General features: G+C 72.1%; 30 protein-coding genes. 18 read left to right on the top strand and 12 right to left on the bottom strand.

Going from position 1 to position 23,297, the window contains the following annotated elements; translation table 11 throughout:
* The first annotated feature begins 30 nt into the window (after nt 1–30).
* The 6 genes from ACSUPV_RS05740 to ACSUPV_RS05765 all read left to right on the top strand — a co-directional run bounded on the left by ACSUPV_RS05740 (nt 31) and on the right by ACSUPV_RS05765 (nt 3,356).
* Entirely contained in the window at nt 31–396 is a 366-nt protein-coding gene (locus tag ACSUPV_RS05740; RefSeq protein WP_359786308.1) for a phage holin family protein, read from the top strand.
* The gene (locus ACSUPV_RS05745; RefSeq protein WP_037769394.1) at nt 372–1,079 is read left to right on the top strand and encodes a DUF3618 domain-containing protein; all 708 of its coding nucleotides are present in this window, start codon (nt 372–374) and stop codon (nt 1,077–1,079) included. Before ACSUPV_RS05740 ends, ACSUPV_RS05745 begins: the two co-directional genes overlap by 25 nt.
* 94 nt (nt 1,080–1,173) lie before the next feature.
* The gene (locus tag ACSUPV_RS05750) at nt 1,174–1,674 is read left to right on the top strand and encodes an SPW repeat protein (protein WP_359786306.1); all 501 of its coding nucleotides are present in this window, start codon (nt 1,174–1,176) and stop codon (nt 1,672–1,674) included.
* A 60-nt stretch (nt 1,675–1,734) separates the two neighbouring features.
* Nucleotides 1,735–2,505, top strand: a complete 771-nt coding sequence (locus ACSUPV_RS05755; RefSeq protein WP_359786303.1) for a PRC and DUF2382 domain-containing protein — start codon at nt 1,735–1,737, stop codon at nt 2,503–2,505.
* 201 nt (nt 2,506–2,706) lie between these two features.
* A complete protein-coding gene (locus ACSUPV_RS05760) occupies nt 2,707–2,955 on the top strand; it encodes a YhjD/YihY/BrkB family envelope integrity protein (protein ID WP_382610235.1) in 249 nt (82 codons plus the stop codon).
* Nucleotides 2,955–3,356, top strand: coding sequence for a phosphatase PAP2 family protein (locus ACSUPV_RS05765; protein ID WP_436949874.1), 402 nt, complete (start codon nt 2,955–2,957; stop codon nt 3,354–3,356). Before ACSUPV_RS05760 ends, ACSUPV_RS05765 begins: the two co-directional genes overlap by 1 nt.
* Before the next feature lie 265 nt (nt 3,357–3,621).
* Here the strand turns inward: ACSUPV_RS05765 and ACSUPV_RS05770 are convergent, their stop codons facing one another.
* Nucleotides 3,622–4,206 (bottom strand): hemerythrin domain-containing protein, encoded by a 585-nt coding sequence (locus ACSUPV_RS05770; protein WP_359786298.1) that lies wholly within the window; start codon nt 4,204–4,206, stop codon nt 3,622–3,624.
* 275 nt (nt 4,207–4,481) lie between these two features.
* Entirely contained in the window at nt 4,482–5,015 is a 534-nt protein-coding gene (locus ACSUPV_RS05775) for a hypothetical protein (protein ID WP_436947050.1), read from the bottom strand.
* A gap of 159 nt (nt 5,016–5,174) precedes the next feature.
* On the opposite strand from ACSUPV_RS05775, the gene ACSUPV_RS05780 reads away from it, so the two are divergent.
* Nucleotides 5,175–5,666 (top strand): DUF2243 domain-containing protein, encoded by a 492-nt coding sequence (locus ACSUPV_RS05780; RefSeq protein ID WP_037769397.1) that lies wholly within the window; start codon nt 5,175–5,177, stop codon nt 5,664–5,666.
* Nucleotides 5,663–6,517, top strand: coding sequence for a cytochrome c oxidase assembly protein (locus ACSUPV_RS05785; protein ID WP_436947051.1), 855 nt, complete (start codon nt 5,663–5,665; stop codon nt 6,515–6,517). Before ACSUPV_RS05780 ends, ACSUPV_RS05785 begins: the two co-directional genes overlap by 4 nt.
* A gap of 90 nt (nt 6,518–6,607) precedes the next feature.
* Here the strand turns inward: ACSUPV_RS05785 and ACSUPV_RS05790 are convergent, their stop codons facing one another.
* On the bottom strand, nt 6,608–7,093 hold the full coding sequence (locus ACSUPV_RS05790) for a Rho termination factor N-terminal domain-containing protein (protein WP_436947052.1): 486 nt from the start codon (nt 7,091–7,093) through the stop codon (nt 6,608–6,610).
* A gap of 716 nt (nt 7,094–7,809) precedes the next feature.
* On the opposite strand from ACSUPV_RS05790, the gene ACSUPV_RS05795 reads away from it, so the two are divergent.
* From ACSUPV_RS05795 to ACSUPV_RS05825, 7 genes are all read left to right on the top strand, one after another.
* Complete coding sequence (locus ACSUPV_RS05795) at nt 7,810–8,880, top strand: aromatic ring-hydroxylating dioxygenase subunit alpha (RefSeq protein WP_359786285.1); 1,071 nt, start codon at nt 7,810–7,812, stop codon at nt 8,878–8,880.
* Nucleotides 8,877–9,059, top strand: a complete 183-nt coding sequence (locus tag ACSUPV_RS05800) for a hypothetical protein (protein ID WP_031112235.1) — start codon at nt 8,877–8,879, stop codon at nt 9,057–9,059. The genes ACSUPV_RS05795 and ACSUPV_RS05800 overlap by 4 nt, the downstream gene beginning before the upstream one ends.
* The gene (locus ACSUPV_RS05805; RefSeq protein ID WP_436947053.1) at nt 9,056–9,991 is read left to right on the top strand and encodes a PDR/VanB family oxidoreductase; all 936 of its coding nucleotides are present in this window, start codon (nt 9,056–9,058) and stop codon (nt 9,989–9,991) included. The genes ACSUPV_RS05800 and ACSUPV_RS05805 overlap by 4 nt, the downstream gene beginning before the upstream one ends.
* Before the next feature lie 138 nt (nt 9,992–10,129).
* On the top strand, nt 10,130–11,098 hold the full coding sequence (locus ACSUPV_RS05810) for an ABC transporter substrate-binding protein (RefSeq protein WP_436947054.1): 969 nt from the start codon (nt 10,130–10,132) through the stop codon (nt 11,096–11,098).
* On the top strand, nt 11,095–11,868 hold the full coding sequence (locus ACSUPV_RS05815; RefSeq protein WP_031112231.1) for an ABC transporter permease: 774 nt from the start codon (nt 11,095–11,097) through the stop codon (nt 11,866–11,868). Before ACSUPV_RS05810 ends, ACSUPV_RS05815 begins: the two co-directional genes overlap by 4 nt.
* A complete protein-coding gene (locus tag ACSUPV_RS05820; protein ID WP_037769414.1) occupies nt 11,865–12,644 on the top strand; it encodes an ABC transporter permease in 780 nt (259 codons plus the stop codon). Before ACSUPV_RS05815 ends, ACSUPV_RS05820 begins: the two co-directional genes overlap by 4 nt.
* Before the next feature lie 20 nt (nt 12,645–12,664).
* A complete protein-coding gene (locus tag ACSUPV_RS05825; protein WP_436947055.1) occupies nt 12,665–13,435 on the top strand; it encodes an ABC transporter ATP-binding protein in 771 nt (256 codons plus the stop codon).
* 19 nt (nt 13,436–13,454) lie between these two features.
* Here the strand turns inward: ACSUPV_RS05825 and ACSUPV_RS05830 are convergent, their stop codons facing one another.
* The 7 genes from ACSUPV_RS05830 to ACSUPV_RS05860 all read right to left on the bottom strand — a co-directional run bounded on the left by ACSUPV_RS05830 (nt 13,455) and on the right by ACSUPV_RS05860 (nt 19,666).
* A complete protein-coding gene (locus ACSUPV_RS05830; protein WP_436947056.1) occupies nt 13,455–14,126 on the bottom strand; it encodes a GntR family transcriptional regulator in 672 nt (223 codons plus the stop codon).
* 35 nt (nt 14,127–14,161) lie between these two features.
* Entirely contained in the window at nt 14,162–15,163 is a 1,002-nt protein-coding gene (locus tag ACSUPV_RS05835; protein WP_436947057.1) for a proline racemase family protein, read from the bottom strand.
* Nucleotides 15,164–15,168: 5 nt separating this feature from the next.
* On the bottom strand, nt 15,169–16,059 hold the full coding sequence (locus ACSUPV_RS05840; protein WP_382610259.1) for a dihydrodipicolinate synthase family protein: 891 nt from the start codon (nt 16,057–16,059) through the stop codon (nt 15,169–15,171).
* Nucleotides 16,056–17,453: an FAD-dependent oxidoreductase gene (locus ACSUPV_RS05845; protein ID WP_436947058.1), complete on the bottom strand. Its 1,398-nt coding sequence runs from the start codon at nt 17,451–17,453 to the stop codon at nt 16,056–16,058. Before ACSUPV_RS05845 ends, ACSUPV_RS05840 begins: the two co-directional genes overlap by 4 nt.
* A complete protein-coding gene (locus tag ACSUPV_RS05850) occupies nt 17,443–17,757 on the bottom strand; it encodes a (2Fe-2S)-binding protein (RefSeq protein WP_031112217.1) in 315 nt (104 codons plus the stop codon). The genes ACSUPV_RS05845 and ACSUPV_RS05850 overlap by 11 nt, the downstream gene beginning before the upstream one ends.
* On the bottom strand, nt 17,754–18,908 hold the full coding sequence (locus ACSUPV_RS05855) for an NAD(P)/FAD-dependent oxidoreductase (protein WP_436947059.1): 1,155 nt from the start codon (nt 18,906–18,908) through the stop codon (nt 17,754–17,756). The genes ACSUPV_RS05850 and ACSUPV_RS05855 overlap by 4 nt, the downstream gene beginning before the upstream one ends.
* Nucleotides 18,909–19,006: 98 nt before the next feature.
* On the bottom strand, nt 19,007–19,666 hold the full coding sequence (locus ACSUPV_RS05860) for an MmyB family transcriptional regulator (protein WP_436947060.1): 660 nt from the start codon (nt 19,664–19,666) through the stop codon (nt 19,007–19,009).
* Between the two features lie 238 nt (nt 19,667–19,904).
* On the opposite strand from ACSUPV_RS05860, the gene ACSUPV_RS05865 reads away from it, so the two are divergent.
* The 3 genes from ACSUPV_RS05865 (at nt 19,905) to ACSUPV_RS05875 (ending at nt 21,531) form a co-directional block, all read left to right on the top strand.
* Entirely contained in the window at nt 19,905–20,564 is a 660-nt protein-coding gene (locus tag ACSUPV_RS05865; protein ID WP_436947061.1) for a helix-turn-helix domain-containing protein, read from the top strand.
* Between the two features lie 32 nt (nt 20,565–20,596).
* Nucleotides 20,597–21,127 carry a hypothetical protein gene (locus tag ACSUPV_RS05870; RefSeq protein WP_031112210.1) on the top strand — a complete coding sequence of 177 codons (531 nt, stop codon included), beginning with the start codon at nt 20,597–20,599 and terminating at the stop codon, nt 21,125–21,127.
* 179 nt (nt 21,128–21,306) lie between these two features.
* Nucleotides 21,307–21,531 carry a hypothetical protein gene (locus ACSUPV_RS05875; protein ID WP_037769432.1) on the top strand — a complete coding sequence of 75 codons (225 nt, stop codon included), beginning with the start codon at nt 21,307–21,309 and terminating at the stop codon, nt 21,529–21,531.
* 76 nt (nt 21,532–21,607) lie between these two features.
* On the opposite strand, the gene ACSUPV_RS05880 is transcribed toward ACSUPV_RS05875, so the two are convergent.
* On the bottom strand, nt 21,608–22,267 hold the full coding sequence (locus ACSUPV_RS05880; protein WP_037769434.1) for a 4'-phosphopantetheinyl transferase family protein: 660 nt from the start codon (nt 22,265–22,267) through the stop codon (nt 21,608–21,610).
* On the bottom strand, nt 22,264–23,124 hold the full coding sequence (locus ACSUPV_RS05885) for a metallophosphoesterase family protein (RefSeq protein WP_436947062.1): 861 nt from the start codon (nt 23,122–23,124) through the stop codon (nt 22,264–22,266). The genes ACSUPV_RS05880 and ACSUPV_RS05885 overlap by 4 nt, the downstream gene beginning before the upstream one ends.
* Nucleotides 23,125–23,297: the final 173 nt, after the last annotated feature.

Consider the following 23,297-nt stretch of genomic DNA (forward strand, 5'->3'; position numbering starts at 1 on the left):
CCAGGGGGCCAGGTCGGCCAGGACAGCTCGGTGGGTGAGCTGCTGTCGACGGTGGCGTCGGACGTGCAGCAGTTGTTCCGGCAGGAGGTGAAGCTGGCCAAGGCCGAGGTTCAGGAGGAGGCCACCAAGGCGGGCAAGGCCGCCGGGATGTTCGGCGGTGCCGGGTTCGCCGGCTACATGGTGGCCGTTTTCGTGTCGCTGGCGGCGATGTTCGCCCTGGGCAACGTCATGGACCTGGGCTGGGCCGCGCTGATCGTCACTGCGGTGTGGGCGGTGATCGGTGCCGTTCTGTACCGCAGGGGCCGTGACCGCATGCGGACCGTATCGCCGAAGCCGGAACAGACCATGGAGACACTGAAGGAGGACGCGCAATGGGCACGGCACCCGACCAGGTAAGGGCCGATATCGAAAGAACCCGGGAACGACTGTCCGAGGACGTCTCCCGGCTGGCGGACCGCACCCGGCCGCGCCAGATGGCACGGCGTCGCGCCCGGCGGGTCCGCGGCGCGCTGTCCGGGATGAGGGAGCGGGTGATGGGCACAGCCTCCGACGTGACCGGTCAGGCCGCCGACCGGACACGGCAGGCCACCCAGTCGGTTCAGGAGACCACCGGGCAGGCCACGGACACCGCCCGCGAGGCGGCCGGTGAGGTCACGGACACCGCCCGTCAGGCCGCCCAGCAGGCGGGGGAAGCCGTACGGCAGGCCCCCGACCAGGCGATGCGGCAGACCCAGGGCAATCCGCTGGCGGCCGGTCTGATCGCCTTCGGCGCCGGCCTGCTGACCGCATCGCTCCTGCCCACCTCCGAGGCCGAACAGCAGGCCGCGACCCGGCTCGCCGACCGGGCCGGCGAGGCGGTCGAACCCGTCAAGCAGGCAGCAGTGGAGTCGGCCCAGCAGCTCAAGCAGGACGCGACCCAGGCCGGCCGACAGGCGGCTGAAGAGGTCAAGGACACCGCCGCCGAGGCCGCCCGCAGCACGGCGGAACAGGCCAAGGACCAAGCCGGGCAGGTCACCGACCAGGCCCGCCAGTCCGCACAGACCACAGCCGACGAAGCACGCAAGCAGACCGAACCGTAGAACACCGCTGCACGGACAGACACCACATGCCGTCCGTGCAGCGTGCACACCCAACGGCGAACACCGCCCTTGTCCTTCTTTGGAGGCGATCGGAATGACGTCACCCAGTTCCGGGTCGACGATGGAAACCCATCCCGACCTTGTCGAAATGCGCCAGCGCCACGCGCTGGCCGAGCGCGCCGCCACGACCCCGCGGGCGCAAGCGATCGAGGCGATGGCGCTGCTGACGGGCCTCTACCTCGCGGCCTCCCCCTGGATCGCGGGGTTCCCCGGCGGCACCTTCTCCCGGCTGGCCATCACCAACCTGATCACGGGAATCGGCTATGCGCTGCTCATGAGCGGCGGCTTCGGCCGTGCCTACGACCGCACGCACAGCATGGCGTGGGCCGCGTGCGCCCTGGGCGCGTGGACGATCATCGCGCCGTGGGTGGTGGCAGGCAATGTCGACACCACACGGACCGTCGTCAACAACGTCATCACCGGGATCATCGCGCTGCTGCTGGCCCTGGCCGCAAGCGCAGGAGCCCGCCGGAGCACCGGACGCGGTGATCAAGGCGCCTACGGGGGCGCATACGGCGGCGGTGTCGGCCGCTGACCGAGCCGGTATGCGAGTCGTGCGGGGCGACAGACCGGTTATGACCGAAGGAGAACTGAGATGATCACCCGAGAGCAGATACCCGCCGTGCTGGACCACCCGGTCTACGACTCGAGCGGGAGCAAGATCGGCGACGCCAGGCATGTCTTCTTCGACGATGTCACTGGCGAACCCGAATGGGTCAGCGTGAAGACCGGCCTGTTCGGCACCAGCGAGTCGTTCGTCCCCATCCACGACGCCAGCGTGGTCGAGGACCATCTTGAGGTGCCGTACGCCAAGAACCAGGTCAAGGACGCGCCCAACGTCGACGTCGATGCCGGCGGTCACCTGTCCGAGCACGAAGAGCACCGCCTGTACGAGTACTACGGCATCGACTGGGACGCCGCCTGGCAGCAGGCCGCCCAGCCCACTGCGGACACGGCACAGGCGCGCACAGCCGACGAGGCGATGACCCGCTCCGAGGAGGAGATGCACGTCGGCACCGAACGCCGTGAGGCCGGCCGCATGCGGCTGCGCAAGTACGTCGTCACCGAGGAGCAGCAACAGACGATCCCCGTGCGCCACGAGGAGGTCCGCGTCGAACGCGAGCCGATCACGGAAGCCAACCGTGACGCGGCCCTGTCCGGCCCGGAAATTTCCGAGGCCGAGCACGAGGTGACCCTCCACGAGGAGAAGCCGGTGGTCGAGACCAGGGCCGAGCCCAAGGAGCGGGTCCGCCTGACCACTGATGAGGTCACCGAGGAGGAAACCGTCACAGGCGAGGTCCGCAAGGAGCGCATCGAGGCAGAGGGGGAGACGGACGAAAGTGGCAAGCGGCGCCCGCGCCGCTGATCCATTCCCCGGGCGCCCGGACAGGAACAGGGACAGCCCTCACCGGGTGCCCGGCGACCACCGGACCAACTGCTTTTCGCGCCCGTGCCCGTTCTGCTACAACAGCGACGCGACGCCGAAGCGTACGGCCGCGAGGATGAGCCGGACAGGTTCGGTCCGGCTCCGGAGGTGGAGCGCAAAGCACCCAAGGCTCTCAGCAGAATGCCGAAGCAGTCCTGGTGGGCGGTGCTGCGCGGGACGTTCAAGGAGTTCAAGGACGACGAGCTCATCGACCGGGCGGCATTCCTGACCTACTACGGCATCCTTTCGCTGTTCCCGGCCCTGCTGGTGCTGGTCTCGGTGCTGGGGATGACCGGACAGTCGACGACGAGGCAAGTGCTGGACAACGTGCAGCGGCTGACCCCGGGCGCCGCGAGCACACCAGGCTGTGGTGCGGCGCCGCCGTGCTGATGTCCTTCGCCGGGGGCCGGCGTGGCCGCAAGGCCGCGGTGGCGGGGCTGGCGAGCATGGCTGTGGCGGAGTTGGTCTCCAACGCGGTGGCCAAGCCCCTTCGAGGCCGTCCTCGGCCGCCGAAGGAGTGGATCCCGCATGACGACGTCGACGACCGTCCCGCGTCGTCTTCCTTCCCGTCCGGGCACACCGCCGCAGCGGTCGCCTTCACCAGCGCCGTTGCGCCGACGTGGCCGCGTGGGGCCACCGCGTGTGCGGTGCCGGCGGTGATGGTGGCGGCCGAGCGGGTTCACAGCGGCGCCCACTACCCCACCGACGTCGCCGTCGGCGCCGTCATCGGCCTCGCGGCTACCGCCCTCGTACGTGCTGCGCCGCGCCTACTGCTGCAGCACCCTAGGTGAGGACTTCGCGGCGACAGGCTAAACGTGCCTGGTTTCCGGAGGTACCCGCCAGTCCGAAATAACTGGGAGACAGTCCTGGGCCCGCCGCCGACTGCGGCACGCTGGGTTCGCCGTGGGCCACGGCACCCATAAGCAACCTCGCTGCGCGAGCCCGCCTTGTCCCCGGACCTGCGAGGAAGCCTGATTCCGGAAAAGGCGCCCTGCGTCAGAGTGGACGCCATCAGCCCGGGATGTTCCGTGTCCATCTGGCGCGCACTGCGGCGTCTCAGCCGTTCTGGCCCATGGCCTTGCGGACTGCGTCGCGCGTGCGGTCGACGATGGCGGCGAAGGGGCCCACCGCGATGTTGGCCGCGGCGCTTTCCACACCCGGATGCGGGCGGGTGGGCGCCATGGCCTCGGCGGCTTTGACGGCCTTGGCCATCGCGGAGAGCTTGTCGGCGTCGGTGTGCTGCTGCAGCTGGGCGAACTCCTCGCGTTCTTCCGCATCGGCATGGGCGAGCACCGCTTGACGCAAAGCGAGAAAGGCGGACATGAAGGCGGGGTCCTCCGGGCCCATGTCGTCCAGGCGGCTGAGCTGCTCCTTCGCCTGCCGTTCTTCCTCCAGGCGTTCGGCGACGACCTGCTCGCCACTGTCGAAGGCGCGGCGGGCCGTCGGATGCACGACCTCTTCCTCCGCTGTCTCGTGCACGGCCAGCATGCGTACGAGCCTGCGCCAGGCGTCACGTTGCTGATCACCCGTGCTGCTCTCCACCTCCTGGAACAGTTCCCGGATGGTGACGTGCTGCGCTTTCAGCAGGGCCACCACGTCGTCATCGGGGCCGATCTGTGAAGGCCGGCCGGTGTCCGTCATCTGTCTCTCCTCGGTGCGGGACGGCGCCGGCCTTTGGACCCGGTCGGCAGTTCTTGTCTCCCCGGCGTGGCGGCTTCTGTGGGCGAAAAGGGGGTCGTTTCACTCGCTGGAGGGAGCGACACAGCGGTGCAGGGCGTTCGTCCTCTTGGATCCCGTCCGCCGCTGCCGCAGGGGCGGCCCTGGGTCGGCGGTCAGGCGCTCGCCGACCGGGTACCCCGCCACGGTGGTGCGATCGGGCTCAGGTCCTCCTGCCTCCGATGCACGACCGCAGGCGCCTACCGACCGTAGGCGTCCCGCCGAGGCAGGGGTCCGACGTCGGAGTGCCGGCCTGGCCGGACGGCGGCGTGACGCTGTCCCGGTCCGGGACCGGATCGGGCGGCGAGTGCGTCGGCGACCGCTCCGGTGACGAAGGCGTAGACGGCCTTGTGCAGCACGTCCACCGTCAGTTCGGTGCGGGGCCAGGTGGACGGTGGGGCGCCCACACCCGTGGCGTTCTCCAGAATCTGGTCGTTGGTGAGGCGGACCACGGTGAACTTCGCCGAGGCCACCGGTCCTCGCAGTCCGGCATGGGCCATGACCGAGCGCAGGACGCCGAGGAGGGCGGCCTGGCCGAAGTGCATGGTCCAGTTGACCGGCAGCGGCTGTCTGCCGGGGCTATCGGGCATGCCGGTGAGGCGTTCGAGGACCCGCCCGGGAACATGAGAGTCGGGTCGGCCGGTGACTGCCTGCTCGATTTTCTCGCCGAGCGTCATCACCACGCCTCCGGCCGTGCCGGCCAGCAGTCCCTGCCACAGTGCGCGCGTGATCACGCCCTGCCGGGTACCCGGCGCGTACACCTTTCACCCATCCGAGCGGACTGCACCGCGCCAGTGACTCACCAGCACCCCGGACGAATGCCCTGGGCCAGTTCACGGGGGTCAGATGGAAGGTCGACAGGAAGTAGCCCGGCAGGAAGGCGAGGCTCCGCCATGAGCGATGCAGTTCCTCCGCAGCCCGCCTCCGGGCCGCGTCCACAGCGCCGGAGGTCTCTGGCCGTGTGCGCCCTGATCGGCGTGGCCGTGATGGCCGCTGTGGATGAGATCGTCTTCCACCAGCTCCTGGGCTGGCACCACTTCTACGACCGTTCCACCAGCAGCGTTGGCCTGCTTTCCGACGGCCTTCTGCACACCGCTGAGCTGCTGGCCCTGGTCGCCGGATTCTTTCTCTACGCCGACCTGCGCCGCCGACGGGCCCTGGCCGCCGCCCACGCGTGGGCGGGGTTCTTCCTGGGCCTGGGCGCCTTCCAGCTCTTCGACGGGATCGTCGACCACAAGCTGCTGCGCCTGCACCAGATCCGCTACGGGGTGGACGTCACCCCGTACGACTGGGCATGGAACATCGGCGGCCTCGTCCTGCTGCTCATCGGCTGCACCCTCGCCGTCCGCGCGGCCCGCCGCACCCGGACGGAGCCGACAGCGTGACGCAGGTCCACGACGTCCACCCCGTACCGGCCGAGACGGGATCAGGACCGGGCAGCCTGACCGAGCCGTACATCGCGGTGCTTGCGGTGCTCGCGGTACTGGCGGCCGGTGTCTATCTGCTGGCCGCCCACCGCCTGCGCCGCCGTGGGGACGCATGGCCATGGCCGCGGGACGTGGCCTTCACCACCGGCTGCGTCACGGTGGCCTGGGCGGTGTCGAGCGAACTGCCGGGCGGGCCGTTCACCGCGCACATGACCCAGCACCTGATCGTCGGCATGGCAGCCCCGCTGCTCCTTGTCCTCGCCCGTCCCCTCACCCTCGCCCTGCGCAGTCTGCCTCCCGGGCGTGTGCGACAGGGCCTGCTGGCGACGGCCCACGCGCGGCCGGTCGGCCTGCTCCTCTTCCCTCCGGTGGCGGCGTTGGTGGACATCGGCGGCCTGTGGCTGCTCTACCGCACCGGACAATTCGCCGCCGCACAGCACCAGCCGCTGCTGCACGCCGTGACGCACACGCATGTGCTGGCCGCCGGACTGCTGTTCACCTTCACGGTCTGCCAACTCGACCCGGTGCGCCGCCGCTGGCGCCTCGCCGTGCGCGGTCCCGCGCTGCTGTGTGCCGGTGCCGGCCACGCCGTTCTCGCCAAGAGCCTGTACGCCGCACCCCCGCCCGGCACCGCCTTCACCACCAGCGACCTGCACACCGGTGCCCAACTGATGTACTACGGCGGCGACCTCGTCGAAATCGCTCTGGCCGTCGCGCTGGCCGTCCAGTGGTACACCATCACCGGCCGGGCCACCGCCCGCCGTCCGGTCAAGGTTCGGGGCGTTGAGGCGGCGTCCGCAGCACATTGATGACGCGGCCGCGCGGGAGGGCACGCTGTGGACCAGACACCGAAGTCCGCCAGGCTCTCTACGGCGCGTGGCGGAGCCGGCGTGCTCGTCTTACGAGCTCTGCTTGCCGCTGAGCGCGCCGACCAGGTCTTCCTTGCGCATGTCGTGGACGCCGCTGAGACCCTTCTCGCGGGCCATATCGCGCAGTTCGTCCATATTCATCTCACGGAGTTGCTCTTCAGACACGTCGGTCTCCTCCGACGCCCGGGTTCCGCCGCTCATGGACGCTCCGGCAGGGGTCGTCGCACTGGGCGGCGACGTCGGGTAGCCCTCCCCCGCCTCGCTCGAACCCATCTGCTCGACCAACTGGCCGAGCAGCCGTTCCGTCTCACGGCAGGCCCTCGCGGACAACTCGAAGTACGGGGTGCCCTTGATCTCCTCGGCGGCGTCGGCGCTCGCGCGCAGGACGGTGCGGGTCGCCTCGATGATCGCCATCGTGGTAGGCGCGTCGTAGCCCGTCTGCCGGGCCAGGATCCGCGCGGCGACTGTACACAGGTCGGCGCAGTCGTTGTCGAGCCGTACGCACTTGATCGACATCACGATCTTTTCCGGGTCCTGCTCGGCGGCGGCCGCGTCGGCGCAGGTGAGACAGACGCCGGCTCACTCGTACAGCTTGTCCAGTGCCTCTCCCAGGATCCTGGGCGGCATTCCCGTCTCGGCGGGATAGGCATCAAGCAGCTTCTCGCACCATTCCCGGGCCAACGACTCCGACGAGCTGCCCATAGCCGCCCTGTGCGCAGGTCAGCGATGCGTAGCCGCTGTACCACCAGCAGACCAAGAACCTCCCGGTGACCACCCCTGCCCCTCGGGACCTGCCGCAGCCAATCACACGACCCCCGTGTGATGACGTCTGATCATGTCATTGACCTGCACCAACACGCCTAACCGGGCGAATGGAATACGATTCGACCCGGATTCGACCCCGCCCCCTCCCGTCACGGCAACGCCCAGCCTTGATCTGCTGCTATGCAAATTCTGCCGCTGTACCAGCCGTATGCAGCCAAAGGAGCGCCAGAGAAGCAAGAAAACGGACATACATCTCAATGAGATGGTCACCGGCGAACGCGCCCGTCATTGCCGGCAGACGTTATGACTGCTGTCTCTCTTGCCGGAACGCAGCGGCACAGCGCCTCGCATCAGCACTCCCACCAGGGAGTTTCCGAGCACTCTTCCGTGACACGGAAGCCGTATTGCGCCCCCGCACAACTCGTTCCGACGATATCGCCACGACCCAACGACGGGAGCCGAACGCCATGCCGCACACCACCGCTTTTGCCAGGAACCAGTGGTACGTCGCCGCCTACAGTCACGAGGTCGGGCGGGAGTTGCTCGGACGGACGATCCTCGGTGAGACGCTCGTGCTGTACCGGACCGAGGAGGACGGCACGCCGGTCGTGCTGCACGACCGGTGCGTGCACCGCCGCTACCCGCTGTCCGAGGCCCCGACCCGCCTCGACGGGGACCGGATCGTGTGCGGGTACCACGGGTTCACGTACGACACGACCGGCACGTGCGTGTACGTGCCGGGGCAGAAACGGGTGCCGCGCACGGCCCGGGTCGCCTCCTACCCCGTCGTCGAGCAGGACTCGCTGATCTGGGTGTGGATCGGCGACCCGGCGCTCGCCGACCCGCAGGCCATCCCGCGGGCGAAGCACCTCGACTCCCCCGGCTGGGTGACCGTGCGCGGCATGGAGCCCATCGACTGCGACTACGGCCTGCTCGTCGACAACCTTCTGGACCTGTCCCACGAGACGTATCTGCACGGCGGTTACATCGGCACCCCGGAGGTCGCCGAGACGCCGATCACCACGGAGGTCGACGAGGGCGCCGGGATCGTCCGGGTCAGCCGGCACATGGACGACGCCGAGTGCCCGCCCTTCTACGCCAAGTCGACCGGTATCGAGGGCCGGATCACCCGCTGGCAGGACATCGAGTACCACGCGCCCTGCCTGTACCTGCTGCACAGCCGTATCGCCCCGGTCGGCGTACTGCCCGAGGCGGACGGCAGCGACCCCAACGGCTTCCACACGGAGATCACGTACTGCATCACGCCGTCCGGCGACGGCAAGGTGTACGACTTCTGGGCCGTCTCGCGGGACTGGGCGACGGACGACGCCGAGGTCACCGAGTTCCTGCGCGGCAACAACCACACGGTCGTGATGCAGGACGTCACCGCGCTCAACCTGCTGCAGAGGACGCTCGGCACCGAGCGCACCGGCTACCAGGAGCTGAGCATCAACATCGACACCGGCGGCCTGGCCGCGCGCCGCATCCTGGCCCGGCTGGTGGAGCAGGGCGAGAAGCCCGTGGAGAAGGTCCAGTGACCGGTCGCACCGGCGAGATCTACCGCATCGACTGGCTGCCCGGCACCGACATCCTGCACGGCACGTGCCACTGCGGCCGGGAGCACACCGCGCAGGACCCGGTCGAGATGTGGGAGTGGATGCTCGCCCACCCGCAGGGCCACGAGCCGCGACACGAGCCGCGAGGGAACAGTTCATGAGCGTGTACGAAGCCGAACTCGTCGTCGGCCGCCGCGAGTCGGTGGCCGACGGGGTGCTGGCCCTGACCCTGCGCCACCCGCTGGGCGAGCCGCTCCCGGCGTGGGAGCCGGGCGCCCACGTCGACGTCCTGCTCGGCCCCGGCCTGGAACGGCAGTACTCGCTGTGCGGCGATCCGGCGGACCGGACGGCCTGGCGGATCGCGGTGCTGCGCGAGCCGGACGGGCGGGGCGGCTCGGCCCATGTGCACGAGCAGGTGGGCGAGGGCGACAAGGTCCGGGTGCGCGGCCCCCGCAACAACTTCCGCCTGGAACCCGCCCCCCGCTACCGCTTCGTCGCGGGCGGCATCGGCATCACCCCGATCCTGCCGATGCTGGCGGCGGCCGAGGCCGCGGGCGCCGAGTGGACGCTGCTGTACGGCGGACGCACCCGCGGGTCGATGGCGTTCGGTGAGGAACTGCTCCGGTACGGGGACCGGGTGACGATCGCGCCCGAGGACGAGACGGGACTGCTGGACCTCCCCCCGGTACTGGACGACCTGCCCGAGGACACCCTCGTCTACTGCTGCGGCCCCGGGCCGCTGCTGGACGCGGTCGAGGCCCGCTGCCCGTCCGGGGTGCTGCGCGTCGAGCGGTTCCGGCCGAAGGAGCAGGAGACCGGCGGTGACACCGAGTTCGAGGTGGAGCTGGCGCGCAGCGGCCGGACGCTCACCGTCCCGCCGGACGTGTCCGTCCTGGACGCCGTGCGCGCCGCGGGCGTCGAGGTGCTGTACTCCTGCACCGAGGGCACCTGCGGCACGTGCGAGACCGACGTCCTCGACGGCGAACCCGATCACCGTGACTCGGTGCTCACCGACGACGAGCGCGCGGCCGGCGAGACCATGCTCATCTGCGTGTCCCGCTGCCGCGGCAAGCGGCTCGTGCTGGACCTGTGACGAGAGGCGGCCGTCAACTACCCTTATCCGTAATTGCATTGACCATGGCTCGGAACGGGCCCTAGGTTCCCGCTGAGCACATCCGTACTGCCTGCGCACAGCCTGTCGGAGCACCTGGACCGGTCCCACGGGGGAGCCATGCGTCGTCTGCTCGTCGGCCTCACGGCCTTGTCCGTCCTGGCCGCCGTCACCGCCTGCGGCTCGTCCGACCCCGACGGGGCGGACCAGCCGGGCTCGTCCGGCGGAACCACCAAGGTCGAGGTGGGCATCGTGCCCGTCCTGGACGTCGCGCCCATCTACCTGGGCCGGAAACAGGGCTTCTACAAGGAACGCGGCATCGAGCTGGAGCTGACCCCGGCCCAGGGCGGTGCCGCGATCGTGCCCGGGGTCGTGTCCGGGCAGTTCCAGTTCGGCTTCAGCAACACGACGTCGCTGCTGGTCGCCCAGTCCAAGAACATGCCGGTGAAGGCGGTGGCCAACGGCGTCGCGTCCACGGGCAAGGACGGCGCCGACTTCGCGGCCGTCACCGTGAGGAAGGGCTCCCCCCTCACCTCCGCCAGGCAGTTGGAGGGCAGGAAGACGGCGGTCAACACGCTCAACAACATCTGTGACACGTCGGTCCGGGAGTCCGTCCGCAAGGCCGGGGGCGACCCCTCCGAGGTCGAGTTCGTCGAGATGCCCTTCGACCAGATGCCCGCCGCGCTGGACGGCGGGCAGGTCGACGCGGCCTGCACCCCGGAGCCCGCGCTCGCCACCGTCAAGGCCGCAGGCGGCAGGGAGATCGCCTCGAACTTCCACGACGTGTCACCGGACCTCACCGTGGCCATGTACTTCACCTCCCAGCAGTACGCCGCCAAGAACCCGGACCTCGTGAAGAAGTTCCAGGAGGCGACCGCCGAGTCGATGAAGTACGCCGACAGCCACCCGGACGAGGTCCGGCAAATCCTCACCACGTACACGAAGATCCCCGGCACCCTGCTGGAGAAGCTGACCCTGCCCCGCTGGCCCGCCCAGCCGGACCGCGCCTCCATCGAGCGGCTGGCCGAACTGGGCCGACGGGACGGGCTGTTCGAGCGGGCGCCGGACCTGGACAAGCTGCTGCCGTGAAGGGCGCCGACGCGGCACTGGGCGCGGCCGGGCTCGCGGCGTTCCTCGTGCTCTGCGAGGCGGTGCCGCGGCTCGGCCTGGTCGACGACGACTACTTCCCGCCGGCCGGCCGGGTCGCGGACGCCCTCGGCCGGGAACTGGCCGACCCCGCCTTCTGGTCGGCGCTCGGCGACACCCTCACCGGCTGGGCGCTCGGGCTGGCGATCGCGGTGGGCGCGGGTGTCGTCCTGGGCGTGGTGATCTCCGTGGTGCCGTATCTGCGCCAGGTGACCGCCTCGACGATCGAGTTCCTGCGGCCCATCCCGTCGGTCGCGCTGATCCCCCTGGCGGTGCTGCTGTACGGCACGGAACTGCGCTCGGTGCTGCTGCTGGTCGTGTACGCCGCGTTCTGGCAGGTGCTGGTCCAGGTCCTGTACGGCGTCCGGGACGTCGACCCGGTCGCGGAGGAGACGGCACGCTCGTACGGCCTGGGCCCCTGGGCGCGGGTCCGGCACGTGCTGTGGCCGACGGCGCTGCCGTACGTCATGACCGGGGTGCGGCTGGCGGCGGCCGTGGCGCTGATCCTCGCCGTCACCGCCGAACTGGTCATCGGGGCGCCGGGGCTGGGTGCCCGGATCGCGGTCGCGCAGACCTCGCAGGCGGTGCCGGAGATGTACGCGCTGATCGTGGTGACCGGGGTGCTCGGGCTGCTGATCAACGTCGGGGCGAGGTCGGTGGAGCGGCGGGCGCTGGCCTGGCACCAGTCGGTGCGCGGGGAGGTGGCGGTGTGAGGCCGGTGCTGCTGCGGCTGGCGTTCGCGGTCGCTCTGCCCGCGGTGCTGGTGGCCGTCTGGTGGGTGGCCTCGGCGGGCAGCACGAACGTCTACTGGCCGCCGCTGCGCACGATCTTCGGCGCGTTCCCTGACGTGTGGACGGGCGAGCGGCTGCGCGAGGACGTGCTGCCCAGCGTGCTGCGGCTCACGGCGGGTTACACGGTGGCGGCCGTCGCGGGGGTCGCGCTCGGCACGGTCATCGGCTCCCACCGGCGGGTGCGGGCGGTGTGCGAGCCGGTGCTGGAGTTCCTGCGGGCGGTGCCGCCGCCGGTGCTCGTGCCGGTGATCATGCTGTTCGCGGGCATCGGCGACACGATGAAGATCGTGGTGATCGCGAGCGGCTGCGTGTGGCCGATCCTGCTCAACACCGTCGAGGGCGTCCGCGCGGTCGACCCGGTGCTGGCCGAGACGGCCCGCTCCTACGGCATCAGGGGTGCCGCCCGGCTGCGGGACGTGGTGCTGCGCTCGGCGAGCCCGCAGATCTTCGCGGGACTGCGCCAGGCGCTGTCGATCGGGATCATCCTCATGGTCATCAGCGAGATGTTCGCGGCCAGCAACGGCCTCGGTTTCACCATCGTGCAGTTCCAGCGCGGTTTCGCGATCCCCGACATGTGGACCGGGATCCTGCTGCTCGGCCTGCTCGGCTTCCTCCTCTCGGTCCTGTTCCGGCTGGTCGAGCGGCGGGTGCTCGGCTGGTACCACGGCCTGCGCGAGGCCGGCCGGCGGTCCCCGTGAACCTCGCGAAAGGGCGGTCCATGCTCGACGTACACGGCCTGCGGAAGGTCTACGAGGGTTCGGGGCGGCGGACCGAGGCGGTGCGCGACCTGACCTTCACCGTGGAGGCGGGCGAACTGGTCTGCCTGGTGGGCCCGTCCGGCTGCGGCAAGACGACCCTGCTGAAGTGCGTCGGCGGCCTGCTCTCCCCCACGTCCGGTGAGGTGCGGCTCGCGGGCCGCAGGGTCGACGGGCCGCCGCCCGGGACGGCGTTCGTGTTCCAGGAGTACGGCCGCAGCCTCTTCCCGTGGATGCGGGTCGGGCAGAACGTCGAACTGCCCCTCAAACAGAAGAAGCTGAGCAGGGAGCGGCGCCGCGCGCTGGTCGCGGACGCGCTGGAGTCGGTGGGGCTGGCGGACGTCGCCGGGGCGTATCCCTGGCAGCTGTCGGGCGGGATGCAGCAGCGGGTGGCCATCGCCCGGGCCCTGGCGTACGAGCCCGAGGTGCTGCTGATGGACGAGCCGTTCGCGGCGGTGGACGCGCAGACCCGGGCCGATCTGGAGGACCTTGTACGGCGGTTGTGGCGGGAGCGCGGCATCACGATCCTGTTCGTCACCCATGACATCGACGAGGCGGTGTACCTGGGTGAACGGGTGATCGTGCTGTCCGCCTCGCCCACCGTCGTCCGGGAGCAGCTGAAGGTCGATCTGCCGGACGGGCGGGACCAGGTGCACACGCGGGTGTCCCCGCGCTTCGCCGAGCTGCGGACCCGGGTGTACGAGCAGATCCAGGCGGCCAAACGCGGCCGTTGAACCGGTGGCGTCCGGCCGTTCAGGGCGCGGCCCACAGGCCCCGCACGTGCCCCAGGTGCCGGGTCATGACGGCCCGTACGGCCTCCGCGTCCCGGGCGAGCAGGGCGTCCAGGATCTCCAGGTGCTCCTCGGCGGACGCCTCCAGCCGCCCCTGCTCGACCAGTGCGGTCAGCCCGTAGAGCCGGGAGCGGCGTCTGAGGTCCCGTACGACGTCGACGAGGTGGGCGTTGCCGGCGAGGGCCAGCAGGCCGAGATGGAAGCGCAGGTCGGCCTCGACGTAGGCGATGAGGTCGCCGGCCGCGGCGGAGGTGACGATCTCCTGGGCGACCGGGCGCAGGGCCTCCAGGGCCTCCGGGTCGGCCGTGACCGCGAGGCCGGCCGTCGTGGGGATCTCGATCAGCGCCCGGACGTGGGTGTACTCGTCGAGTTGCCGCTCGGAGACGGCGGTGACGCGGAAGCCCTTGTTGGGTACGGTGTCGACCAGGCCCTCCTTGGCGAGGTCGAGCATGGCCTCGCGCACGGGCGTGGCGGAGACGCCGAAGCGGGCGGCGAGGCCGGGCGCCGAGTAGACCTCGCCGGGGCGCAGTTCGCCGGCGATCAGGGCGGCCCGCAGTGCGTCCGCGACCCGCTCCCGGTGGCTGGGTTTCCTGCTGCCCAGCACGGGCAGGGCGGGGGTGTGCCGCGGGGCCATGGCGGTCGGGGTTCCTCTCGTGTGCTCGGGTCGGCTTACAGGACGAATCCCGCGGGGAACGGGTCCTCCGGGTCCAGCAGGTACTGGGCGGTGCCGGTGATCCAGGCGCGTCCGGTGAAGCTGGGCAGCACGGCCGGGCGGCCGGCCACCTCGGTCGTGCCGAGCAGTCTGCCGGTGAACCGGGTGCCGATGAAGGACTCGTTCACGAACTCGGTGTGCAGCGGGAGTTCGCCGCGGGCGTGGAGCTGGGCCATGCGGGCGCTGGTGCCGGTGCCGCAGGGCGAGCGGTCGAACCAGCCGGGGTGGATGGCCATGGCGTGCCGGGAGTGGCGGGCGGTCGAGCCGGGGGCGGCCAGGTAGACGTGGTGGAGGCCGCGGATGGAGGGGTCCTCCGGGTGGACGGGCGGGTCCTCGGCGTTGACGGCGGCCATCAGGGACAGGCCCGCGGCGAGGATCTCGTCCTTGCGGGACCGGTCGAAGGGCAGGCCGAACCGCTCCAGCGGCAGGATGGCGTAGAAGTTGCCGCCGAAGGCCAGGTCGTAGGTCACCGTGCGCCCGTCGGCGAGGGTGGCCTCGCGGTCGAGGCCGACGGCGAAGGAGGGGACGTTCCGGAGGGTGACGGCCCGGGCGGCGCCGTCCTCCACGGCCACCTCGGCGACGACCGGTCCCGCCGGGGTGTCGAGCCGGATGGTGGTGACCGGCTCGACGACCTCGACCATGCCGGTCTCGACCAGCACGGTGGCCACGCCGATGGTGCCGTGCCCGCACATCGGCAGATAGCCGGAGACCTCGATGTAGACGACGCCCCAGTCGCAGTCGGGCCGGGTGGGCGGCTGCAGGATCGCGCCGCTCATGGCGGAGTGGCCGCGCGGTTCGTTCATCAGCAACTGCTTGACGTCGTCGCGGTGTTCGCGGAACCACAGCCGCCGCTCGTTCATGGTGGCGCCGGGGATGGTGCCGATGCCGCCGGTGATCACCCGGGTCGGCATGCCCTCGGTGTGCGAGTCGACGGCGTGCAGGACGAGTCTGCTGCGCATGATCCCTACGCCAATCCGGCCGCTACGGCCTTTTCGGTGGCGGCCCGGACGGCGGCCTCCTGCTCGGGCAGCAGCGGCACCCGGGGCGGGCGGCAGGGGCCGCCGTGGCGGCCGACGAGGTCCATGGACAGCTTGATGGCCTGGACGAACTCCACCCGCGAGTCCCACCGCAGCAGCGGGTGCAACTGCCGGTAGAGGGGCAGCGCGGTGTCCAGTGCGCCGTCGACGGCCGCGCGGTACAGCTCGACGGAGGCCCGGGGCAGGGCGTTCGGATAGCCCGCCACCCAGCCCTTCGCGCCCGCGACGGCCAGCTCCAGCAGGACGTCGTCGGCGCCGATCAGCAGGTCCAGCTCGGGGGCGAGTTCGGCGATCCGGTAGGCCCGGCGGACATCGCCGGAGAACTCCTTGACGCCCCGGATGTATCCCTCGCCGTGCAGCCGGGCGAGCAGCTCCGGCACGAGGTCCACCTTGGTGTCGATCGGGTTGTTGTACGCGACGACCGGCAGGCCCGCCTTCGCGACCTCGGCGTAGTGGGCGACGACGGCGCGTTCGTCGGCGCGGTAGGCGTTCGGCGGCAGCAGCATCACCGCCCGGCAGCCCGCCTCGGCGGCCTGCTCGGCCCAGCGCCGGGACTCGGCGGAGCCGTAGGCGGCGACACCGGGCATGACCCGCTCCCCGCCGATCGCGGCGACGGCGGTCTCGACGACCCGGGCGCGCTCCTCGGGGGTGAGCACCTGGTACTCGCCGAGGGAGCCGTTCGGCACGACGCCGTCGCAGCCGTTCTCCACGAGCCAGGAACAGTGCTCGGCGTACCGGTCGTAATCGACGGACAGGTCGTCGTGCAGCGGGAGCGCGGTGGCGACGAGGACGCCGCGCCAGGGGCGGTGGTCGGTCATGACGGTCCCTCCTGGGGGTGTTGCCGGGCGAGGACGCCGAGCGGCACGGGACGGGCGAACGGCCGTCTGGACGGGGTGGGTGGGCATCCGGCGAGTCCGGCGACCGCGGTGGAGCACATCCGGCCCTGGCACCAGCCCATTCCGGCCCGGGTCAGCAGCTTCACGGTGCGCTCGTCGCCCGCTCCGAGGTCCAGGGCGTCGCGTACGGCACCGGCGGTGACCTCCTCGCAGCGGCAGATCACGGTGTCGTCGGTGACCTGCTCGGGCCAGTGCGCGGGCGGCGCGTAGGCGGAGTCGAGGGCGGCTGCGGATCTCCTGAGCTTCGTGCGGGCCTTGACGGCGGCGGGGGCCGGGTCGGGGGTGGTGCCGCGCAGGCGGGCGGCGGCGGAGCGGCCGGCGAGGTGGCCCTCGGCGAGGGCGAGGGCGGCGCCGCCGACGCCGGTGGCCTCCCCGGCCGCCCAGACGCCGGGCACGTCGGTGCGCTGCTCGGCGTCGACGGCGACGGCGAGCCCGTCGAGGCGGCAGCCGAGGCCGTCGGCGAGGTCGGTGTGCGGGAGCATGCCGTGGCCGACGGCGAGGGTGTCGCAGGGCAGGTGCAGCTCGGTGCCGGGCCGGACCCGGCCGTCGCCGTCGAGGGCGGCGACGGTGACGCCGGTCAGCCGGAGGGGCGCGCCGTCGGTACGGGGCGTCATCGTGCCGCCGCCGTGGGCGCGTACGACCGTGTGGCGGGTGAGGACCGGCACGCGGTGGCGCAGCAGGCGAGCGGCGTACCCGGCGCCTTCGGCCAGCTTGCCTGCCAGGGCCGGGACATGGCCCGCGAGGCGTCGGGGGGCGGTGGACTCCACCAGCGCGGCGACCTCGACCCCGGCGGCCGCGAGCCCGGTCGCCACGGGCAGCAGCAGCGGTCCCGACCCGGCCACGACGGCCCGGCGCCCCGGCACCACGAGCCCGCCCTTGAGCATGGCCTGTGCGCCGCCGGCGGTGACGACGCCGGGGAGGGTCCAGCCGGGGAAGGGCAGCACCTGCTCGTAGCCGCCGGTGGCCAGGATCACGGCACGGGCGTGCACCTCGGCCGGCTCCTCCTGCTCCGGCCCCAGCAGCGCGTGCACGGTGAAGCCGTCGGGCCCGCGCTCCACGGCCCACACATGGTGATCCGTCAGCACGCGGACGGCACTGGCGGCGAGTCCGTCCCGCAGCCGCTCCCAGGTCCGCCACCGGTGGTGCAGCGCCTCGGGCCGCCCGGCCCGGAGCCCGGCGGCGGGCTGCCGGTAGAACTGCCCGCCCGCCTCGGTCGCGGCGTCGACCAGGGCGACCCGTACGCCGCGTGCGCAGGCCGCCAGGGCGGCGGCGAGGCCGGCCGGTCCGGCGCCGATCACGGCGAGGTCAGTGCGCACGGCGCGCCTCCTCGTGGCCCGTCCCGTCCTGGGTGCCGATCACGTCGCCCGGCCGCACCGGCACCAGGCAGGCCCGCTGGTTGGGCCGCCCGTTGACGGTCACCAGGCAGTCGAAGCAGACGCCGATCCCGCAGAAGACGCCGCGGGGGCGGCCCGCGCCCCGGGTGGAGCGCCAGGAGGTGACGCCCGCCGCCCACAGCACGGCAGCGACCGTCTGCCCGGGCAGTGCCCGGACCGGCCGCCCGTCGAAGGTGACGGTGAAGGCGGGACCTGGGCCGGCGCCCGCGAGCTCCAGCGGATTCACTCGGCCTCCTCGGTGAAGCGGTCGGGGCGGAACGGCCGTAGGTCCAGGTCGGGTGCCCGCCCGGTCAGCGCCTGGGCGATCAGGTGCCCGGTGCCGGTGGCCAGGCCGATGCCGGCGCCCTCGTGCCCGCAGGCGTGGTGGAGCCCGGGCGCGCGGGGGTCGGGGCCGATGGCGGGCAGGTGGTCCGGCAGGTACGGCCGGAAACCCGCGTAGGTCCGCATGGCCCGCACTCCGGCGAGGAACGGGAAGAGCCGGGTCGCGCCCGCCGCCAGCGCCCGCAGCGCCGGGATCGACAACGACCGGTCGAAGCCGACCCGTTCGCGGCTGGCGCCGATGAGGACGGGCCCGGCGGGCGTGCCCTCCACCACCGGGGACGTCTGCAGCGCCGCCGAGTCGCTGGCGACGTCGGCCACGTAGTCGGCGGCGTACACCTTGTGCCGGACGCGGGGCGGCAGCGGCTCCGTGACCAGGACGAAGCCGCGCCGGGGCAGCACCGGCAGGGTGACCCCGGCGCGGGCCGCGACCTCGCCGCCCCAGGTGCCGGCCGCGTTGACGACGGCCGGGGCGTGGAGGTCGCCCCGGTCGGTCCGCACCCCGCGCACCGCGCCGCCGGTGCCCCGCAGCACCCCGGTCACCTCCCGGCCGGTGAGCAACCGGGCGCCCGAAGCGCGCAGCAGGTGCGCCGCCGCCAGCGCGGGCATCACCTGGGCGTCCTGCGGGTAGTGCACCCCGCCCGCCAGGCCGGGGGCCAGGTACGGCTCCAGGTCGGTCAGGCGGTCGGCGGGCACGGGGACGGCCTCCACCCCGGCCGCGCGCTGCCCGGCGGCGAGTTCCTCCAGCCCGGCCCGCGCCGCTTCACCGCCGGCGACGACGACGCCGCCCTTGGCCTCGTACTCGACGGCCTTCCCCAGCCCCTCGCGGGCCAGTTCGGCCCACAGCCGGGCGGACAGCAGGGCCAGTTCGAGTTCGGGTCCGGGTTCCTTGTCCGAGACGAGGAGGTTCCCCTCCCCCGCGCCGGTCGTCCCGCCGGCCACCGGTCCCCGGTCGACCGCGACGGTGTCGAGGCCGGCCCGGGTCGCGTACAGGGCGCAGGCGGCACCGACGACTCCGGCTCCGATCACCACGACATCGCAGGTCAGCGGCACGCTCACGCCGGTACTATGTCACACACCACACGGTCTGGGAATGGTGCGGACAGGAAGGGCGCGGATACGCACGGACGGATACGCACGGCACGAGGGCCGGGGGCTCAGTCGGCCGCCGGGACGACCCTCAGGTGGGAGGCGCCGCGCCGCGTCCGCCGCTCCCGGAAGGGGGCGCGGCGGGCCTCGCGCAGGACGAACGTGAGCCGGGTGCAGCCCAGTTCCTCCAGGGTCCTGGACGTCTCGGCGACGACCCGGCAGTCGGTGGCGCCCCAGCGCGGGTCCGGGTGCAGGAGGGGCCGTACGGCGCCGTCGATCTCGACGGCCGCCTCGCCGACCGAGCGGATCCAGTGCGGCAGGCCGTGCCGGTAGGCGGCCTCCATGATCGGGTCCTGGGCGATGTCGCGGCGGATGGCCTGGAGTCCGTGGTCGGGGCCGTGGCTCTCCACGGTCCGCGCGAAGTGCGCGAGCATCGGCAGGCACCAGCTCGCCTCGTGCTCGCCGAGCACCGTGGGCGCGTCGGGGTGGAACAGCACGAACCTGAGGAAGTTGTCGCCCGGCATGGCCGTCGGATGCGGGCCGACGCCGCCGAAAAGTGACCGGAACGCGCTGTTGGTGAGCACGACGTCCCAGCAGTGGTCGACGACGAGCGAGGGGAAGGAGACGGCCTCCAGAAGCCCCGCGCAGTCCTCCAGGTAGGCCTGGGCCTCGGGAGTCTCGGGGGCGGGCCGCGGTGCCGGCCGCTGCCCTCCTGCCTGATATGCCATCGGGAGGTCACCCCTCTTGCCTGTGCGGCCTTGACGCGGCGCCCCGATCCTGCTGCCCGGAGCTGAGGCGTGTCAACTATCGTGGCATTTCATGCCTGTTGACGGCTGAAATTGGCCACAGTTGTGGCGAGACCTGGATGTGAGTTCGAACCACCGGCTACGCTCCGGGAAGTTCACGCCGGGGTAAGTCACGGCATCCGCTTGTGAGAAGCCTGTGAGAGACGTAGGAGATCTGTCGGTGACGGGTGGCTTCGTCGAAGGTCCTGGCGCCACGCGGACGACCGTGCTGGCGGCCGTCGTCTCCCGTGTCACCGCGCTCGCCGACCGGCTCGGCGTGCCGCACGCCGAGGTCTTCGACACCGGCCGGCTGTCCGTCGCCTCCGGCGTCCCGGAGCCCGTGGTGAAGGCCCTGCTCGGGGGTCGGCCCGCGGGCGAGCCCGATGTGCAGGCCCGGTTCCTGCAGCGGCTGGACCTGCTGCGCCGGACCCGGCTCAAGCCCAACGGCCGCAAGTACACCCAGCAGGAGATCGCCGACGGCGCGGGCATGTCCCGGCAGCAGGCCGGGGCCCTCATCAACGGCGACCGGCGGCCGACCATGGAGCACTGCGACGCGCTCCAGCGGTTCTTCCGGGTGCACGCCGGTTTCCTCACGGCCGAGGATCCCGAGGCGCTCGTGACCGCCCTCCAGCACACCGAGCAGGAGCTGCTGCAGAAGCTCGCCGACCGCGAACGGGAGTCGTCCGCCGCGGCGGACGACCCGCTGGAGCGGCTCCTCCAGGACCACGGCGTGCGCGGCATCGCCTGGCGGGCCGCGCAGCTGCCCACCGACCAGCACCGCGACAAGGTCGCGGAGTGGCTGGACATGCTCCTGGAGAGCGTCAAGCGGCCCGAGTCGTGACCGTGGGGAGAACTGTGGGCATAGGTAAGGAAATGCGCCGCCTGTGCGGCGAGCTGGTCGCGGAGCTGACCCTCCCCGCGCCGGCCCGGCCCGACGAGCTGTACCGCGCGCTGTGCGACGCCATGAGCAGACGCCGCGGCCGCCCCGTCCTCTTCCGTACGGCCGCCTTCCCGCCGGGGACCGCCAGCGGGCTCTGGCTCGACATGGCCGACCAGGACCTCGTCGTGATCGAGGAACGCACGGCCCCCGACCACCAGTTGGTGATCCTGGGCCACGAGCTGTGGCACATGAAGGCCGGGCACTGCTCCCACCACGTCGAGGGCGCCGCGGTCGCGGCGCGGCTGCTCGACGACGGCGCCGATCTCCAGGCGACGGTGCTGAAGGTCGCCGCGCGCAGCCGCTTCGACCTGGACGACGAGAAGGACGCCGAGAGCTTCGGCCTGCTGCTCGCCAGCAAGTGCCGTGCGTGGCTGGCGGGTTCGTCGTCGCGGGGGCCGGTGCAGCGGGACCACCTGGCGGGGCGGATCGAGGCGTCGCTGGGGTACCGGGGGCCGCAGAGCTGACGGGCGGCCGGCCACCGCGTCACCGGGGGCGGTTCCGCCTCCGCCGAGCGGGCGAACCGAGGGCCGGCGGGGCCGGATTGTCAGTGGTGGGCGGCAAGCTGGAGGTGCGCCCCCGCTGTCCGGGGCGTGCGCGCCGCGAGGGCGCGGGACCGACGACGCGACACGGGGAGAGCCGACCGATGCCCACCGCCGTACTGACCGACCGCGAACGCACCGCCGTCCAGGCGTATCTGCGGCTGCTGCACACCGTCCGCGCCGCCTTCGACGTGGAGGGCGGCCCGCCGGTCGTCCCGCCCGCAGTGCTCGCCGACGCGGAACGGGCCCTCGACCGCGCCGGTCTGTCCGGCAACGAGGAGGCGTTCTTCCGGCTGTTGCAGACATGGTGCCCGGAGCCGCGGTCCTGACCGACGGCTCAGGGACCCGACACGACGGCTCCGGGACCCGATATGACGATTCCGGGACCCGATGCGGCAGGGTGCCCTAGCCGTGCGGTACGGCGACCGCCGTCGCGACCAGGCCGCGGGCGGCGGTCCAGCGGCCGTCGAAGTGGCCCAGGCGGCGGTCGCCCACCAGCGGCCCGGGGACGAGGAGATCGGCGCGGAAGCGGCCGTCCGCGGTGATCTCGATGTCGGCCTCCATGAAGTCCAGCCACTTCCCGGTGAGGGGGAACCACGCCTTGTAGACGGATTCCTTGGCGCTGAACAGCAGCCGGTCCCAGTGCACTCCGGGGTGTTCGGCGGCGAGCCGCCGCAGCCGCTCCGCCTCGGCCGGCAGGGACACGGACGGCAGGACGCCCTCGGGCAGCGGTCCGTGGACCTCCGCGTCGATGCCGACGGAGGCCAGGTCGGCGGCGCGGACCAGGGCGGCGGCGCAGTAGCCGTCGCAGTGGGTCATGCTGCCGGCCAGCCCGGCCGGCCAGCCCGGGGCGCCGCGCTCGCCGGGCAGGATCGGCCGCGGCGGCACACCGAGCTTCTCCATGGCGCGGCGGGCGCAGGAGCGCACGACGGCGAACTCCCGCCGGCGCTTGGCGACCGCCCGCGCGATGAGCGCCTCCTCCTCGGGGTACAGCGGGGTGTCCGCATCCTCGTGGCCGTACGCCTCGACGGTGACCACGGTCTCCGGCAGCAGTTCCTCGATCACCGCTCCTCGCCCTCCCTCGGCAGGATGCGCCGCAGCCTTCCCGGCGGCCCGGGCCGCTTGCGCCACTCACGGGGATAGCCCACCGAGACCTCCTCGAAGCGCACGCCCTCGTGGAAGGTGGTCCGGGGGATGTGCAGATGGCCGTAGACCATGGTGTGGACGGGGAACCTGCGGTGCCAGTCGGCGGTCAGGCCGGTGCCGCACCACATGGCGAACTCGGGGTGCCACAGCACGTCCATCGGGTGCCGGTCCAGCGGATAGTGGTTGAGGGGGATCACGGGCAGGTCCGCGGGCAGTTCGGCGAGCCTGCGCTCGGTCGCGGCGACCCGGTCCCGGCACCAGGCCTCCCGGCTCGGGTACGGGTCGGGGTGCAGCAGATACTCGTCGCTGCACACGATCCCGGTGCCGTGGGCGTACGCGAGGCCCTGCTCCTTGGTCGTGCACCCGGCCGGCAGGAACGAGTAGTCGTACAGCAGGAACAGCGGGGCGACGGCCACGGGGCCGCCGGGGCCCTCCCAGACGGGGTAGGGGTCCTCCGGTGTCGTCACGCCGAGTTCCCGGCACAGCTCGACCAGGTACTCGTATCGGGCGACGCCGCGCAGGGTGACGGTATCGCTCGGATGGGTCCACAGCTCGTGGTTGCCGGGCGCCCAGACGACCTTGCGGAAACGCGCCGCGAGGGTCTTCAGGGCCCAGCGGATGTCGGCCACGGTCTCCGCGACGTCACCGGCGACGAGCAGCCAGTCCTCGTCCGTCCCGGGCCGCATCTCCTCGACCAGGGCACGGTTCTCCGGGTAACCGATGTGCAGATCGCTGATGGCCAGCAGTTGTCCGGCGCCACCGGCCGTCGACGTCACCTCTCGCCCCCTCCGCGCACACGAACTCCACTACGAGATCACATCCGCGGGACGGGAACAAGGGCGTCCCCGGACGGCCGGGTGCGGAATCCGTAACCCGCGTGTTGCACGTGGGGCCCCGCCGAAGCCGTATGATCTGCCCCAACACCACCGCTGAGAATGTCCCTTCGACA

The organism is Streptomyces sp. SudanB52_2052 (genome assembly GCF_964272415.1).
Lineage (GTDB): Bacteria > Actinomycetota > Actinomycetes > Streptomycetales > Streptomycetaceae > Streptomyces > Streptomyces olindensis.

Bases quoted from the DNA above. Each gene is read 5' to 3' on its own strand.
- ACSUPV_RS05780 (WP_037769397.1), top strand. From the start codon at position 5,175: ATGAGCGATGCAGTTCCTCCGCAGCCCGCCTCCGGGCCGCGTCCACAG.
- ACSUPV_RS05805 (WP_436947053.1), top strand. From the start codon at position 9,056: ATGAGCGTGTACGAAGCCGAACTCGTCGTCGGCCGCCGCGAGTCGGTG.
- ACSUPV_RS05790 (WP_436947052.1), bottom strand. From the start codon at position 7,093: ATGTCGATCAAGTGCGTACGGCTCGACAACGACTGCGCCGACCTGTGT.
- ACSUPV_RS05770 (WP_359786298.1), bottom strand. From the start codon at position 4,206: ATGACGGACACCGGCCGGCCTTCACAGATCGGCCCCGATGACGACGTG.
- ACSUPV_RS05830 (WP_436947056.1), bottom strand. From the start codon at position 14,126: ATGGCCCCGCGGCACACCCCCGCCCTGCCCGTGCTGGGCAGCAGGAAA.
- ACSUPV_RS05825 (WP_436947055.1), top strand. From the start codon at position 12,665: ATGCTCGACGTACACGGCCTGCGGAAGGTCTACGAGGGTTCGGGGCGG.
- ACSUPV_RS05860 (WP_436947060.1), bottom strand. From the start codon at position 19,666: ATGGCATATCAGGCAGGAGGGCAGCGGCCGGCACCGCGGCCCGCCCCC.
- ACSUPV_RS05835 (WP_436947057.1), bottom strand. From the start codon at position 15,163: ATGCGCAGCAGACTCGTCCTGCACGCCGTCGACTCGCACACCGAGGGC.
- ACSUPV_RS05810 (WP_436947054.1), top strand. From the start codon at position 10,130: ATGCGTCGTCTGCTCGTCGGCCTCACGGCCTTGTCCGTCCTGGCCGCC.
- ACSUPV_RS05875 (WP_037769432.1), top strand. From the start codon at position 21,307: ATGCCCACCGCCGTACTGACCGACCGCGAACGCACCGCCGTCCAGGCG.
- ACSUPV_RS05755 (WP_359786303.1), top strand. From the start codon at position 1,735: ATGATCACCCGAGAGCAGATACCCGCCGTGCTGGACCACCCGGTCTAC.
- ACSUPV_RS05795 (WP_359786285.1), top strand. From the start codon at position 7,810: ATGCCGCACACCACCGCTTTTGCCAGGAACCAGTGGTACGTCGCCGCC.
- ACSUPV_RS05840 (WP_382610259.1), bottom strand. From the start codon at position 16,059: ATGACCGACCACCGCCCCTGGCGCGGCGTCCTCGTCGCCACCGCGCTC.
- ACSUPV_RS05745 (WP_037769394.1), top strand. From the start codon at position 372: ATGGGCACGGCACCCGACCAGGTAAGGGCCGATATCGAAAGAACCCGG.
- ACSUPV_RS05760 (WP_382610235.1), top strand. From the start codon at position 2,707: ATGCCGAAGCAGTCCTGGTGGGCGGTGCTGCGCGGGACGTTCAAGGAG.
- ACSUPV_RS05750 (WP_359786306.1), top strand. From the start codon at position 1,174: ATGACGTCACCCAGTTCCGGGTCGACGATGGAAACCCATCCCGACCTT.
- ACSUPV_RS05870 (WP_031112210.1), top strand. From the start codon at position 20,597: ATGCGCCGCCTGTGCGGCGAGCTGGTCGCGGAGCTGACCCTCCCCGCG.
- ACSUPV_RS05765 (WP_436949874.1), top strand. From the start codon at position 2,955: ATGTCCTTCGCCGGGGGCCGGCGTGGCCGCAAGGCCGCGGTGGCGGGG.